The organism is Aerococcaceae bacterium DSM 111021 (assembly GCA_020112395.1).
GTDB lineage: Bacteria > Bacillota > Bacilli > Lactobacillales > Aerococcaceae > Ruoffia.
The window spans coordinates 93,375-107,662 of sequence record JACCEK010000002.1 but is presented as its reverse complement, the minus strand read 5'-3'; the positions used below and the strand labels follow the sequence as shown (position 1 = coordinate 107,662).

Annotated in this window: 15 protein-coding genes; 10 read left to right on the top strand and 5 right to left on the bottom strand. The window is 35.6% G+C overall.

Translation table 11 applies throughout. The features are described 5' to 3' along the window. Nucleotides 1-33: 33 nt before the first annotated feature. Complete coding sequence (locus HYQ40_06690; protein ID MBZ6527462.1) at nucleotides 34-849, bottom strand: hypothetical protein; 816 nt, start codon at nucleotides 847-849, stop codon at nucleotides 34-36. Nucleotides 850-1,112: 263 nt separating this feature from the next. Between HYQ40_06690 and HYQ40_06685 the strand changes: the two genes are divergently transcribed. After that, the gene (locus tag HYQ40_06685) at nucleotides 1,113-1,586 is read left to right on the top strand and encodes a hypothetical protein (GenBank protein MBZ6527461.1); all 474 of its coding nucleotides are present in this window, start codon (nucleotides 1,113-1,115) and stop codon (nucleotides 1,584-1,586) included. A gap of 175 nt (nucleotides 1,587-1,761) precedes the next feature. Beyond that, nucleotides 1,762-3,312: a LysM peptidoglycan-binding domain-containing protein gene (locus HYQ40_06680; protein ID MBZ6527460.1), complete on the top strand. Its 1,551-nt coding sequence runs from the start codon at nucleotides 1,762-1,764 to the stop codon at nucleotides 3,310-3,312. A gap of 89 nt (nucleotides 3,313-3,401) precedes the next feature. Here HYQ40_06680 and HYQ40_06675 read toward each other — a convergent pair whose 3' ends face one another. Then, nucleotides 3,402-4,670, bottom strand: a complete 1,269-nt coding sequence (locus tag HYQ40_06675) for an NAD(P)/FAD-dependent oxidoreductase (GenBank protein MBZ6527459.1) — start codon at nucleotides 4,668-4,670, stop codon at nucleotides 3,402-3,404. A 50-nt stretch (nucleotides 4,671-4,720) separates the two neighbouring features. Beyond that, nucleotides 4,721-5,281: a hypothetical protein gene (locus HYQ40_06670; protein MBZ6527458.1), complete on the bottom strand. Its 561-nt coding sequence runs from the start codon at nucleotides 5,279-5,281 to the stop codon at nucleotides 4,721-4,723. A 157-nt stretch (nucleotides 5,282-5,438) separates the two neighbouring features. Here HYQ40_06670 and HYQ40_06665 point away from each other — a divergent pair, with 157 nt between their 5' ends. After that, nucleotides 5,439-5,843, top strand: a complete 405-nt coding sequence (locus tag HYQ40_06665) for a hypothetical protein (GenBank protein MBZ6527457.1) — start codon at nucleotides 5,439-5,441, stop codon at nucleotides 5,841-5,843. A 49-nt stretch (nucleotides 5,844-5,892) separates the two neighbouring features. Continuing rightward, nucleotides 5,893-6,297 (top strand): hypothetical protein, encoded by a 405-nt coding sequence (locus tag HYQ40_06660; GenBank protein ID MBZ6527456.1) that lies wholly within the window; start codon nucleotides 5,893-5,895, stop codon nucleotides 6,295-6,297. Between the two features lie 25 nt (nucleotides 6,298-6,322). On the opposite strand, the gene HYQ40_06655 is transcribed toward HYQ40_06660, so the two are convergent. Next, the gene (locus HYQ40_06655; GenBank protein ID MBZ6527455.1) at nucleotides 6,323-6,853 is read right to left on the bottom strand and encodes a transcription repressor NadR; all 531 of its coding nucleotides are present in this window, start codon (nucleotides 6,851-6,853) and stop codon (nucleotides 6,323-6,325) included. A gap of 194 nt (nucleotides 6,854-7,047) precedes the next feature. Between HYQ40_06655 and rplM the strand changes: the two genes are divergently transcribed. Together rplM and rpsI are read left to right on the top strand one after the other, a co-directional pair. Beyond that, a complete protein-coding gene (gene rplM, locus HYQ40_06650) occupies nucleotides 7,048-7,491 on the top strand; it encodes a 50S ribosomal protein L13 (protein ID MBZ6527454.1) in 444 nt (147 codons plus the stop codon). Nucleotides 7,492-7,504: 13 nt separating this feature from the next. Next, nucleotides 7,505-7,897 (top strand): 30S ribosomal protein S9, encoded by a 393-nt coding sequence (rpsI, locus tag HYQ40_06645; GenBank protein ID MBZ6527453.1) that lies wholly within the window; start codon nucleotides 7,505-7,507, stop codon nucleotides 7,895-7,897. A gap of 307 nt (nucleotides 7,898-8,204) precedes the next feature. On the opposite strand, the gene HYQ40_06640 is transcribed toward rpsI, so the two are convergent. After that, nucleotides 8,205-9,146 carry an NERD domain-containing protein gene (locus tag HYQ40_06640; GenBank protein MBZ6527452.1) on the bottom strand — a complete coding sequence of 314 codons (942 nt, stop codon included), beginning with the start codon at nucleotides 9,144-9,146 and terminating at the stop codon, nucleotides 8,205-8,207. A 249-nt stretch (nucleotides 9,147-9,395) separates the two neighbouring features. Between HYQ40_06640 and HYQ40_06635 the strand changes: the two genes are divergently transcribed. From HYQ40_06635 to HYQ40_06620, 4 genes are all read left to right on the top strand, one after another. Then, complete coding sequence (locus HYQ40_06635; protein ID MBZ6527451.1) at nucleotides 9,396-9,911, top strand: GNAT family N-acetyltransferase; 516 nt, start codon at nucleotides 9,396-9,398, stop codon at nucleotides 9,909-9,911. 135 nt (nucleotides 9,912-10,046) lie between these two features. Continuing rightward, entirely contained in the window at nucleotides 10,047-10,556 is a 510-nt protein-coding gene (locus tag HYQ40_06630) for a MepB family protein (GenBank protein MBZ6527450.1), read from the top strand. A gap of 463 nt (nucleotides 10,557-11,019) precedes the next feature. Further along, entirely contained in the window at nucleotides 11,020-13,233 is a 2,214-nt protein-coding gene (locus HYQ40_06625) for a helix-turn-helix domain-containing protein (protein MBZ6527449.1), read from the top strand. A 190-nt stretch (nucleotides 13,234-13,423) separates the two neighbouring features. Beyond that, nucleotides 13,424-14,281 (top strand): 3-hydroxybutyryl-CoA dehydrogenase, encoded by an 858-nt coding sequence (locus tag HYQ40_06620; GenBank protein MBZ6527448.1) that lies wholly within the window; start codon nucleotides 13,424-13,426, stop codon nucleotides 14,279-14,281. Nucleotides 14,282-14,288 lie beyond the last annotated feature (7 nt).

Sequence of the window (14,288 nt, the reverse complement as noted above, 5' to 3'; positions counted from 1 at the left end):
GAGCTAATATCCCAACAGGGTATTAGCTCTTTTTTATTTCATATTATTATATTCGCTTTTACCGAATAAACGTTTATGCATCTGAAAAAGTGTCAAACGCGTATCGACAGTTTCATACTGACGCTGGGTGGTATGTTTCAAGTAATGATGTATTTTATTGTATTTATTAAACTGATCTAAATCAAGCTTGGCCTTTAATTGTTCCTTATAAGAAAGTCGTTTCTCTGAGAATAATTTAAAAGCAGGATTTCCAATATACGCTTGGAGTGGGGCGGGTTCAAAAATCATATCCGACTGAAATTCATACCATAAATTAACCAATTGAAAAGCATAGCCAATTTGCGAGAGTATTAGTGATGTGCGCTCACTGATTGAGATAGAAAGTTTAGCTCCGTCAGCAATATTGAAAATAAAATTAATTTTCTCAATTTCAACGGTGTTATTAGTTTGCGTAAGGATATTTATATCTTTTAAAAGAGTTAAATTTATCCAATCAGAATGTTTACGGTTAGGTTGTTGGACTCGGATAAACACTTTATTTTTATTTACGTATGGGAAAATCGTCCTGGGACGGTTGAACGTAGTCTTAAGAAACTGTGCCCATCTTTGGTAGTTATAGCCAAACTCTGAAAAGAATTCATTAATTAAACGTGTGGTTGACCATTCACTTTTGTATATATTCCCATCATGATCGATAACTAAACTACCATATGTTTGGCTCATATGGCGAATGTCCATGATATAAATAATGAGTAACTGGTCGAGCTCCATATGATTTAAATCGGACGCTTTATCTAAATAAGATCGAATTGAAAAATCAGTTTGTGCTTGAGGGTGAAAATGAATCATCTAAATAATTTCCTTTCAGGATAATTAAAAATTGTATTATATAATATAATAAATATAGCACATTAATAATCATATTCAATAAACTTAATGTAAAGATTATGTAAATTTAATGTAAACAAATATAGAACGTTTACACAAAATTTTATGTAAAATCAGAAGTATATTTTTATATCACTTTTTTGGGGATAGTAAGTAATCATATGGTTTCTAGAGTAAAACATGGTATTATTAGAGTAGTAAAAATTAAGTGAGGAGGTAGTGCTTTGGCTAGTCGTACAGCAGTCATTCAATGGTATTTGGATCGTGAAGGCGAAGTGACCTATGCTCAAACCAAAGCAAAGCGCTGCGGACCAGAAAGTTACGATAGTGCGAGTGCCATGTTTAGTGCACTTATAGCGGGTCGTTTTTTACCTTATGGATCTGGTCTAGGTACCATGTCTTTACTCGTTCAATTGGAGAATGTTTTGTTGCATGAAATTCGACGTAATGAGATTCAAGCTGGAGATATTTTTATTGCTGGTTTCAATCGAGAGCATTTATCAGAACATGCTTATACAGGGGTCGCTTTGGATTTTCATCATGTTATATATTGTATTGAAGATGCGAATGGAATTACCCGTGCAACAAATCATGGCTGGTCGAATCGTTCCGTTAGATGGTACCGGTTAGCGGAACCCATTGATACGAATTTTAAACCAAGTCAGCGCATATCAGGGAAAAGGGTCTTTGTCAGATGAGTTGGACTTTTTAATGTATACTGTAGTATAATGATTAACTCAAGAACAAAAGGGATAAGAACTATGTCTGAATAATTACAAGTTTGTAAAACGATTGTAATTTCTTTATTGATTAGAAATTTGATGATAGAATGACTAAGAAGAGTTTTAATAGTTCAAGAAGGAGCGTAGTGACATGAAATTAAATAAATTTAAAAGATTAGGAAAATCTTTATTATTATTATCGGCTATTGCGTTAGCACCAGTTTCAACAGCGATAGCTCAATCAACACATACCGTTCAAAACGGAGAGTGGCTATGGGGAATCGCTAGACAATATGGTGTCACAGCGGGCGATATTATGGCTGCCAACGGCTTAGGAAGCGAATGGATCGATGTTGGAATGACATTATCAATTCCTGCATCAGGTGGTGGAGTGACTGACAACGGAGGCTATTATACAGGTGCTCAGTCAGGTGTACATACTGTATCATCAGGTGAATACTTAGAAAGTATCGCTTATATGTACGGCGTTTCAGTGGACCAATTAATGGCATGGAATGGCTTATCAAGTACATATCTTGATGTAGGTGATCAACTTGTTCTCTATGGTGCAGCAGATGCCACATCGGATTATGGGTATGATTATCACTATGATTACGGACAAAATTTCGACAATTGGTATACAATCCAACCAGGAGATACTTTATCAGGCATCGCAGCCGTTTATGGTGTGAGCGTTTCAGAATTAATGGCATGTAATGGCCTTGGTTCAGATTGGTTGGTTGCTGGAAATAAAATTTCAGTTCCTAATGGTCCAGTTGACTATCAAGCGCCTCCAGCATGGACAAAAGCAACAGCAGAGAACGGTGTTCACATTGTTCAATCAGGTGATATTTTATCAAGTATCGCTTTAACGTATGGTGTGACTGTTGAAGAATTACGTGCATGGAATGGTTTAAGTTCAGATTGGTTAGACGTTGGTGACAAGATTTATGTTGTGCCAGCAGGTGGACCTGTTCAAACAGCACCCGTCACTGAAACAGAACCAACAAGTGAATCATCAACAGACTCATCATCTGAAACTCAAGAATCAAGTGATGAGTCAGCAACTTCAAGCGAAGATGCTGAAGAAAGTGAAGACGAAAGTCGCACCATTAACTTAGCTGAACTTCCAGAAGCGGCCCGACCAGAAACACATGTTGTGGCAACAGGTGACAACGTTTGGCGTATTGCTGAGCAATACAGTATTTCTGCAGATAGTTTACGTAACTGGAACAATTTAGAAAACGATAGCCTCATTGTAGGTGATGAATTATTTGTTTCAAACCCAGCTTTAATACCTGAAGTACATGAAGTAGCTGAAGGTGAAAACCTTTATACTATCGCAATGGACTTTGGTACTACGGAGCAGTTAATTATGGAATGGAACGAATTAGAGTCAAATGAAGTCGTTGAAGGCGACATAATCGTTGTATCTGATCCACGTCCTGAAACGCATGAAGTAGAACCAGGGCAAACGTTAGAAGACGTAGCTGCCTTATACGAAATTACTATAGAAGAATTACGTGAGTGGAATGGTATTCCAGAAACGGTTACAATCGTTAACGGAACATTAATGGTATCGAATCCAACAGGAACAGATGCTGAAGCGGTTAACAATATTGAGCCAGTTGAATCAACTGAAGTATCAGAAACTTCAGAAGAAGCTCCGACAGATGAGTCTATAGAAGAGTCGGCTGAATAAGTAAATTTAAATCAAAAATAGAAAAGCGCCGGAGAGTTGTTATCAACTTTCCGGCGCTTTTTGAATTCATATTTGATTAGATTTCTAAATTAAGCAAAACTACCCCAAGCTGCATATTGTCCTGCAATCGTTCCTGTCACAAAGGCTGCTGTAATATTATATCCACCTGTATAGCCATTAATATCTAACAACTCGCCACAGAAGTATAAGCCTTGCATGAATTTTGATTCCATTGTTTTGGGATCAATTTCTTTTGTTGAGACACCGCCACCGGTTACGAAACCTTTTTCAATCGGTTGCGAACCTGTTGATGTTAGTGGGAAGGCTTTAATTTTATTCCATAAAGCTTCAACTTCACTATGAACTAATTGCTTGTAAGGTTTAGTAGGATCAACTTCTGCTAATAAACAGACGACTTCAGCCATACGTTCTGGCATCCATTGTTTGAGTATATTTGTCAATTGCTTCTCACGTGCTTCTTCAGCAAATTGTTTCATATCTTCTAAAGTTTCATTAGGAGCTAAGTCAATCGTTAAGTGAGCTAACTCCGCACCAGTCGCATGAAGGTACTGGTTAACGTGGCCACTACAACGAAGAATGGCTGGACCTGAATAACCAAAGTGAGTAAAAATCATATCCATTTGATGATTTACAATGGCTTTCTGACCAACTTGCCCGTCCCATACTGTGACATTTACATCCCGAAGTGATACACCACGGAGCAATTTCTCCGTAATTATACGATCATCTGACAATAGAGGGGACTCGGTTGGGTATAAGCGTTCAATTGAATGTCCAGCTTTTTTAGCCCAAGCATAAGCATCTCCGGTTGCGCCAGTTTTTGGATAAGCACGACCGCCAGAAGCTAATACAATTGAGTTGGCTGTGATAGTTTCACCAGCTACTGTTTTTAGACCTTTAACCCGCTTTGTTTCTCGATTGTAAATCAGTGAATCAACGGGATCTTTCATTCGAATCGTCACATTTAAGTCATTAATGATATCAACTAGAGTATCTAAAATCGTTCGCGCACGATCTGTCACTGGGAACATACGTCCGTGATCTTCTTCTTTCAACTCAACTCCAGCTTGGTTGAAAAAAGAAATAATATCCTCTTGATCAAACTGATTTAAAGCACTGTATAAGAACTTTCCGTTTCCGGGGATGTGCGTAATCAAATCTTCACGTGTAGTTCTGTTGGTCACATTACAACGTCCGCCACCTGATAATAGTAGTTTCCGACCTAATTTTGGGTTCTTTTCTATCAATAGTGTACGGGCACCTTGTTGCGCAGCGTTAATTGTTGCCATTAAGCCACTTGATCCTCCACCAATAACTATTACATCATAATCTGTCATGTGTTCACCTACTTCTATTTATTCTAGGTCATTATAACAGAAAATGATTCTTAAAGTTCAACTTGTACGAATTTCACTCGTGCACGCTTATCCAAAGTACGCGTAAAGCGGTAACTCATCTCGAAATCAATCATACCGTGGATTAACGTTCCAACACCGACTAAGATAATTAAAGTGAATAAGAAATTATCTGAAGAGCCGCTCACGCCTGCTACAGTTAAGATGTACACAACGATGACTTCAGCAATCGCATGGATTAAGTTAATGAAAAAGCTGAACAAAGTACGTGATTTGACATCGACTAATACACCGGCAACTTTTTTTAGATAAACGGCTCCAATCGTTGCGAAAATAATATGGGATAAGGCACGCAAGACAATAGTGATTGGATATCCAGCAGCAACAAATCCTAAAGTTGTTCCAACGGCAACAAATGAAGCAATTTTAGGAGAGCGAAACATAGCCATTGTAATCGGAATATGACTACCGAAAGTATATGAAGCTGGACCGAGTATAATTTTAATTGGCATAATCATTGGAATTAAAATACCTAAAGCGGTTAGTAAACTCGAGATAACTAAATCGCGTGTTGTTTGTTTTTGTTGTGTCATGTTATTTCTCCTTAAAAAGTTTCTGTAAGTATAACGCAACTTGAAACGAAGTGTCAAGACACCTGTAAATGTTTTGCTCAAATATCCATTTGAATCAAGAAACTTTATTTTATTGACTGTTAGGGTTATAATGAGGTATAGAAAAGGAGTGATGTTCATGCCACAATTAGCTTATGAACCTTTGACGGAGCCAACTTTAACTTGCGAAAAGACATTTTCAGTCCAAACGATCTACTCAATGAAACAATTACAAAAGTATTATGATCAAGCTTCAATTAGTCATTCAGCTATCGGACATGTTATTTCACTTGATGAAGAACAAATTATATTAATGACCTCGGATGAGCCAGTTGACAATCCAACGGTTACCCAACATTTGTTGGAAGACTTACAATTTGAATTAGGAAAGTTAGTCAAGCGTGAACCATCATTAGATGTGTTGAGAAGACAACACCGCTTAATTAATAAGTACGATCGAATTATTGATGCGATTGAAGCATTACCCGAGACAAGCGATGTCACCGTCGATCGGGATCTTATAGCTGAAAAGCTATCGTGTTAACCAATCGTATTGATTGGTATAATATAAGAACAGACAAGGAGCGATATATTTGGCACAATTAACGTATGAAGGTTTAGCAAACTCAAATTTAGCATGTGAACTGGGATTTCAAAAGAAAAACGTAGAATCAAAAGAGCAATTACAAAACTTTTACGACCAAATTTCTAGAAGCAATTCAGCAGCTGGGCATGTAATTGGTTTAGACAAAGAGCAGGTTATGTTAATGCTAGAAGATGCGCCAGCTGGTGAATCTAGTGTTCAAAAACATATGCTTGAAGACTTACAAAGAGAATTAAGTAAACAAGTGAAACGCGAACCCAGTTTAAGTGGTGTGAAGCGACAACAACGTATGATTAATCGTTATGCTGATATTTTAGAGGCGATTGAAGCACTACCTGAGTCAAGTGATGACGCAGTTATCGAAGAACTTACAGTTTCAAGTGTACATGAATAAACAAAAAACCGCTCTTGGGCGGTTTTTAATTTTCATTGAGTAAGATGCCTGCCTCGTTGAGTGCGGCTTTAATTTGGTCAAACTCTTTTTTAGAAGGTGTGGTAATCGTATGAATGTGTATGCCGTTTGTTAATGAACTAAGCATTTCACCTTCATGTTGAGACATTTGATAGATAAAGTCTTGAATATCTTCATCAGAATTAAGGCGTAGAGACGCTTTTAACACACCATACACAGGATGCTCAACTTCAACATCTTCAATGGTACCGCCAGCATCAATGATAATCCGTAGTTCTTCTTCGGCTTGTTCAGCAGTATGAAGGCAAGCAATTTTTCCGCGGTAACGACCTGAAGCAGCGGCTTTCATCGTTGCAGCAAGAATATAGCCTTGATTGGTCGCAATAATGTCAATATTACGAGCGCGAAGTAATGCGATATCACCAACGATTACTTGTCTACTCACCGCAAACTGGGTCGCTAAGTCCGTTGCTTTAATGGGTGTAGTTGATTGTTCAAGTATAGATACAATAGCGTCACGTCTATCCATTGCTTTCATTGAGAGACCCTCCAATTAGATATTTATAAGTAGTATAACATATAGAAAAAAAGTTAAACTATTTAACGTAACATGCTTGACTAAAGAGGGCGTTTAGTAGTACAATTACTGACGGTATTGTTTACCACCACTAGAGAGCCCCGGAAACTCAATAGTAATGTAAACAACTAGTTTTATAAATGGAGGAAAATAACGTGCGTCAAACATATATGGCTAAGAAAAATGAAACAGACCGCAACTGGGTAGTTGTAGATGCAACTGATATCCCATTAGGACGTCTATCAACTGTAGTGGCTTCAATCTTACGTGGTAAAAACAAACCAACTTTTACACCACACGTAGATACTGGAGATTTCGTAATCGTAATCAATGCTGAAAAGATCGCTTTAACAGGTAAGAAAGCATCTGACAAAATGTATCACCGTCACACAGGTCACCCAGGTGGATTAAAATCTACTACTGCTGGTGATATGCGTGAAAACAAACCTGAGCGTTTAATCAAATTATCTGTAAAAGGTATGATCCCTGATAACCGTTTAGGTCGCAAACAATTAACTAAATTACATGTCTATCGTGGTGCTGAGCATGAACATGCTGCGCAACAACCAGAAGTATTAGACATCACAAACTTAATTTAAGGAGGGAAAATTTATGGCTAAAGCAGAATATTTAGGTACAGGTCGTCGTAAAAACGCATCAGCTCGTGTACGTTTAGTGCCAGGAACTGGTGTATTCAACATTAACAACAAATCACTTGAAGAATACATCCCATTCCCTCACTTACACGAAGTAATGAAACAACCATTTGCAGCTACAGAAACTTTAGGTAGCTACGACGTTTTAGTAAACGTTCATGGTGGTGGAGTTTCAGGTCAAGCAGGAGCAATCCGTCACGGTATCGCTCGTGCACTTTTAAATGTTGATCCTGATTTCCGTTCAACATTAAAATCAGCTGGTCTACTTACACGTGACCCACGTATGGTTGAACGTAAAAAACCAGGTCGTAAAAAAGCGCGTAAGAGTTCACAATTCTCAAAACGTTAATATTTATATATTTTACGATTTCAAGGCATCTTCCAATTGGAAGGTGTCTTTTTTTGCGCAAATATAGATCAGTGTCCTTGAAAAACTCTCAGGGACACAAAAGCAGTCAAACGTGCGCTTGAGAAATCCTCAAGGACACAAAAGCAGTCAAACGTGCGCTTGAGAAAACCTCAGGGACACAAAAGCGTCCAAATGTCCGCTTGAGAAATCCTCAAGGACACAGTAGCAGTCAAACGTGCGCTTGAGAAATCCTCAAGGACACAAAAGCGTCCAAATGTGCGCTTGAGAAATCCTCAAGGACACAAAACTACTTAACTATTTTATCTTTGTAACGATATATCTTATTAGGTTGGTAATACTCAATGAGTTTACGTGGGTTTTGATAACCTCTACCATATTTTGTAAAGTTTCGGCGAAGACAGCTATTCAAAAACGACTTATTAAACAGCCCATCAAAATACTCAGTTAACTCATTCAAATAAATATCCTTATGGTGATACAAAACACCATATTTACAAATTTCTTCAACAGCAAACTTCTCTTTTGAAAAAGAGCTACCGCAAGAGCAAAGGAAATGTCTATTTCCATTATCGAATTCGCGTGATTGGCAAGCAGGGCATTTCCAACCGCGGTGCATCAACTTTTTATCCAGTATTGGCGGCAAGTAGGGGCATTCCAAATCATTTTTCAAAAAGGCATTTATAATCCGTTCAGATTTATGTGAACGAGGGTGAATTTGGATATTACGAAGGTAATTCCGTATTTCATTTGGCATCATGCATTTGATCTCAGTATTTGGTACACCACTTAAACTAGCATGTTGATTTATAAATATTAAATTTCCATTTATCTGAACTTCAGGCAGATTATTCCGGTATAGCCATTCTTTCATAAAGCGGACATGTTCCTGTGCTTTAGGTAAGGGATTTTTAAGTACTTCATTATTATTGACGAAAAACGTTTCTTTATCAAAATGCAGCGACCCCTCAAAATTCTTGATATCAATAAGTTCAATTGTTTTGTGATTGAAAATAACGAAGTCAATTTGATGGTATTGATCAAATACATTAAACCAAAAATCTTTGAATACATATGCATCTTTATGCAAATATTTAGGAATCCAATCGTTTTTAAACTGTCCTTCACCAACATTGCCTAATAAACCGATGTGTAATTTATATTTATCTGAAGCATCTAACTGATTAAATTCATTCATAACCATAAGCCATTGTGTTTGTAATGTTTTCATAAATAGCTACACCTCCATATATATATACAAAATTTTTGCCTGATTCCATTAATTTATTTTTCGATTTATAAAAAATGTTTAACGAAATAAAGGACTAATACTCGTTATGTGTTAGAATTAATACAACTGTGTTAGGCAAAGGGAGAGTAGCTTTATTTGCTAGACCAATCAATAAAAGTTCTATAAATATTGGATAGAAGCAATCTTGAATGAGTACACCACATTAGAATCATTGAACTGGAGATAATTATGTCAAATATTATGTTAGTGAAATTACAAGAGAAACATTTTGAAAAACTATTTAAATTTGAACTTGAAAACAGAGGTTATTTTGAAGAAATGGTTCCGAGCCGTGGGGATGATTATTATAACTTAGAAACATTTATACAAAGAAACAAAGCTTTAATCGACGAACAAGATCAAGGTTTATCTTATTTTTATTTAATTATGAATCAAGAAGGTGTAGTTCTTGGAAGAATGAATTTAGTGGATATCGAACAACCAAAGAGGCGTGGTCATGTCGGCTATAGAGTGGGGAAAGCATATACTGGAAAAGGAATTGCTAACAAGGCGTTGAGGATACTATTAGATACCACCAATCAGTTAGGCATCAGACAGATATCAGCGAAGACAACTACAATTAACATAGCATCCCGAAAAATCTTAGAGAAAAATGAATTTCAATATATTGAAACAGCCAAAGATGAATTTAAAATGAATGGACACTTATTATCGTTTATTTATTATAGGTGGGAGAAATCATAGATAACTTATCGTGTAAGAAGTTAGTAATCGTGTCTTAATCGCTGATAGAAGTTATTGTCTGTAATATTAATTCGCATCAAAATAGTTTAAGCAGAATAGACCATCACTGCTGAACGAGGTAAAGGAAGTGTGTCAATGAAAGATTTTTACACAGCATTATCATATATAAATGAAAAGATTTATAAACCAAACGGCATTGCGATTTCATCAATCCAAGAAGAGAAACAAAATGCTAAGTACGGAGCAGGTATCTTTAAAGTATCTTCAACATCAGTCCGTTTTAGAGTCGCAAATATTACACTAACAAAAATAGGTCAATTTGTTGCCATTTGGGAAAAAGATGATAATAATAAAAACCAACCTTATAAATACTCAGCGGCACCTGATTTATTAGTTGTTACGGTATTTAAAAGTGATAATGAATTTGGCCAATTCATTTTACCAAAAGAAGAGCTTTTCAGACAAAGCATCCTCAGTTCAAGCTCTACAAAAGGGAAAATGGCATTAAGAGTTTACCCAAGTTGGGATATACCGACTAGCAATCAAGCGACAAAAACACAGCAATGGCAGCTACCTTATTTCGTTGATATGAGCGATCCAGGTAAATTAGATATTGAAAAACTGATGAGACTGTATTCCGTTTAAATAAAAAGTTGTTACTTGACAATTTATCAGGTAAAATGAATCATTGTGAAAATAGACAGAGGTCAGTGGCGTCACGAGATGAGTTCTGCGAATGCAACAACAAACTATAAACCCTTAATATAAACAGAGTGTGTAGAAGAAAAGATGAAGGTGGAGGAAGAATGAATTCAAAAGAGAAAATGTTAGAGATTATTAAAAAGAAACAGGTTGGTGGCGGAAGATCTAAAAAAATGGCCGAGCCAAAAAATAATATAAAAAACATGCGTAAAGGGCCAAAGATATTTAATAAGTAAGCTAAATATCCCTGTCACGTGCAGAAAGATACCTCTTATAGATTAGGAAGGTATTTTTTTATGCGAAAAATGATGGTGGTTGAGGATGGAAAAGAAATAACCTAAACCATTATTGAATATGCTACAATAAAGTTGAATGAAATGATAGCGGTTTCTAGGAGGAAGTATGAATGGGAGAACATGAAGTGATTGAGCAAGATAAAAGCAAATTTATAGACTCATTAACAGTTCACTTGAGCGAGTTAAGTCGAAAGATGTTGAAAATTGATACACGAGAAGAAGTATTAAAGTATATAACGGATTCATTCTTGAATGTTTTCAATTGCGATGTTGTCGCAATTGGAATAATCGAAGGAGATCAATTAGTAATGAACTCGAGTGGAGAAGAATCTTCTAAGCTCGATGTATTATTTCCATTTCCAGCTAAAGATATTAATCCATTATTATTAGAAGGAAGTATGACAAAAGAAAATGATTTATTAGCACACGACTCGGTATTAAGAAATTATTTTGACGACAACAATTTTTCAACGTGGTTTACAATGCCAATCTCAGATGAAGATATAGCTCACGGTCTCGTTATTGTAGGATACCAAGAAGATACGATACTATATGATGAGATGCGAAGTCATTTTGATGAATTAGGTGAGTATGTAGCGATTGTATTAGATTTGATTAATCGAAACAAACATAAAAGAAAATCAATGTTTGATATGCACTTAATAGCTAATCAAAAGGATCATGATACAACAGTGGATGAACTTGTATCGATTGTTACAGGATTTAGTGGAAGGGAATCACAGTCAAATTCTGCAGCTATTTATCTCTTTAATGAAGAAAAGAACAGTTTAATTATGCAACCAGCAACTTATGGATATGTAAAGAAAGATAGTATTATCGAATTAACCGAAGATAATTTATTGAATACATACTTTCCAAACGTAGAGCGAGTGGGTCACCATTCAATAACGGTTCCTTTAACCGTAGATATGGAATTAATTGGCGTTTTATATGCTGAGAAAGACTCAGAGCACATCTATACTGGCTATGATTTAGATCAATTAGAAATATTTGGAAATTACTTTTCAGTTAACTATGAAAATATGCAACTGATTAATAAAGAGAAAGAACAGAAGAAAGCATTAGAGAATATGCTTAAGGTTCAACAAGAAATGATGAAATTTACAATAAAATCAGATGGCTTTACAGAAATGAATGAGAAGTTAGGGGAACTACTTAATAGTAGTATCATCTTATATGATCGCTTTTTCAATGTGATAGATTTTTACTTACACGATGATGATGTATTTTCAAAGCAAGCAGTTAAAGAAGCTGGAATGTACGCTAGAAAGAATCGCACATTAAAACAAGTGACGTTTGATTTTGTTATTAATGAAGATTATATTTTTGATGGTATGCCAATATCTGATGGTAAAGAAATACATGCTTATATTGGAATTGCTTTGCCAGATAATTTTGACATGGAACTCCTAGCCTTGACTATTAATATGATTAAAAACGTATATTCTTTACAATTTACAAAACAAAAAATTGCAATCAATGCTCAAGAACAAATAAAAGGATCATTTGTAGAGCGTTTGTTGTACAAATCTATTGAGGATGTACAGGACATTTTAGAATATGCCAATTTATTTAACTGGGATTTGTATATGCCCTATAGAATTTCAATCTTAAGAATAAGCTTACCAGAGTATTCAGCTCAGAATATCATTGAAGAAAAGGCAAAAACCAATAAACATATTGATCTTATGCGTGTATTGATTACAAATTATAATAGTAAGGTCATTACAGCAGTTATCGAGGATCAATTAGTGATTTTTACACCCGTAACTAAAGTAATTTCGAAAAACTACTGGGAGAATCAATACAATTACTTGAAGCGTTCTATAGAAGAAAATGGATATGCGATAGACTTTGTCATTGGAATCGGTGGGGTTGCTGAAATACCAAGTCAATATTATGAAAATTATCAAAAAGCCCAACAAGTGACGAATATTTTACTAAAATCTGAATTTGAACAACCATATGCTTTTTTTGACCAAATGGGATCTTACACAATACTTAATTGGGTCAAGGAGAATCCAGCGTCTGAGTTGTTTGTTAATAATTATCTAAAAAAGTTATATGAATTATCAGATAATCAACAAGTTGATTTGTTCGACACATTGAAAGTCTTTTTAGCGAATAATGGTAATGTGAGTGCGACAGCTAGTGAATTATACATTCATAGGAGTTCGTTAAATTACCGTCTAGAAAAGATTCAAGGAATTTTAGATCTTGAACTTGATAATTTCGATGAACGATTTAATCTTGTCTTAGCATATAAATTATATGAACTTCATGGAAATGATATTTTTAAATAAGATGATTATAGAATAAGCTTTGCTTTAATAGCGAAGCTTTTTTGTATCTCTTTGACTGTTTTGAAAACGTTTTCCTACAAAGTGTTCAAAAATCAAAATTTTTTTCCGCATAACCTACAATGATACCGCTTTCAGTTAAAGGTATTATATGAGTATAAATAAGATAACTGATATGAAAGGCGGAAGTAAAATGGCAAATATTAAAACAATTGGAGTGGTTGGAGCAGGAGCAATGGGAGCAGGAATTGCGAATGTGATGGCTACTAATGGCTATAAAGTAATCTTAAGAGATATAAAAGAAGAGTACGTACAAACTGGTTTAGATCGAATTAGCAAATTCATGGATAACAGTATTAAGCGAGGTAAGTTAACAGAAGAAGGTAAGCAAGAAGTTCTAAATCGAATTACAGCAACAACTTCACTACAAGATATGAAAGATGTTGATTTAGTTATTGAGGTTGTTATTGAAGATATGGATATCAAACAACAAGTATTTAAAGAGTTGGATGAGATTGTTCGTGAAGATGTTGTATTAGCAACAAATACTTCATCAATGTCAATTACTGAGATTGCTTCAGTAGTTAAAAATCCATCACGTGTTGCAGGAATGCACTTCTTTAATCCAGCACAAATTATGAAGTTAGTTGAAGTTATTCGTGGATTAGAGACATCAGATGAAACAGTCGAAACGTTACGCCAAGTAGCTGAAAGTGCTAAAAAAGAAGTTGTAGAAGTGAAAAAAGACGTACCCGGATTTATTGTGAATCGTATCATGATTCCACAATTTATTGAAGCGATTAAAGTCTTAGAAGAAGGTATTGCATCAAAAGAAGATATTGATAAAGCAATGCGTTACGGATTAAACCATCCAATGGGTGCATTTGAGTTACAAGATTATGCAGGTGTAGATATCGGATACTTTGTGATGGAGTACTTCCAAAAAGAGTTTGCTGACAACCGTTGGGCTCCACCTTTATTAATGAAAAACATGATGCGTGCAGGGCGTAATGGTAAGAAAGCTGGTAAAGGATTCTACGACTACGAATAATTTAAAT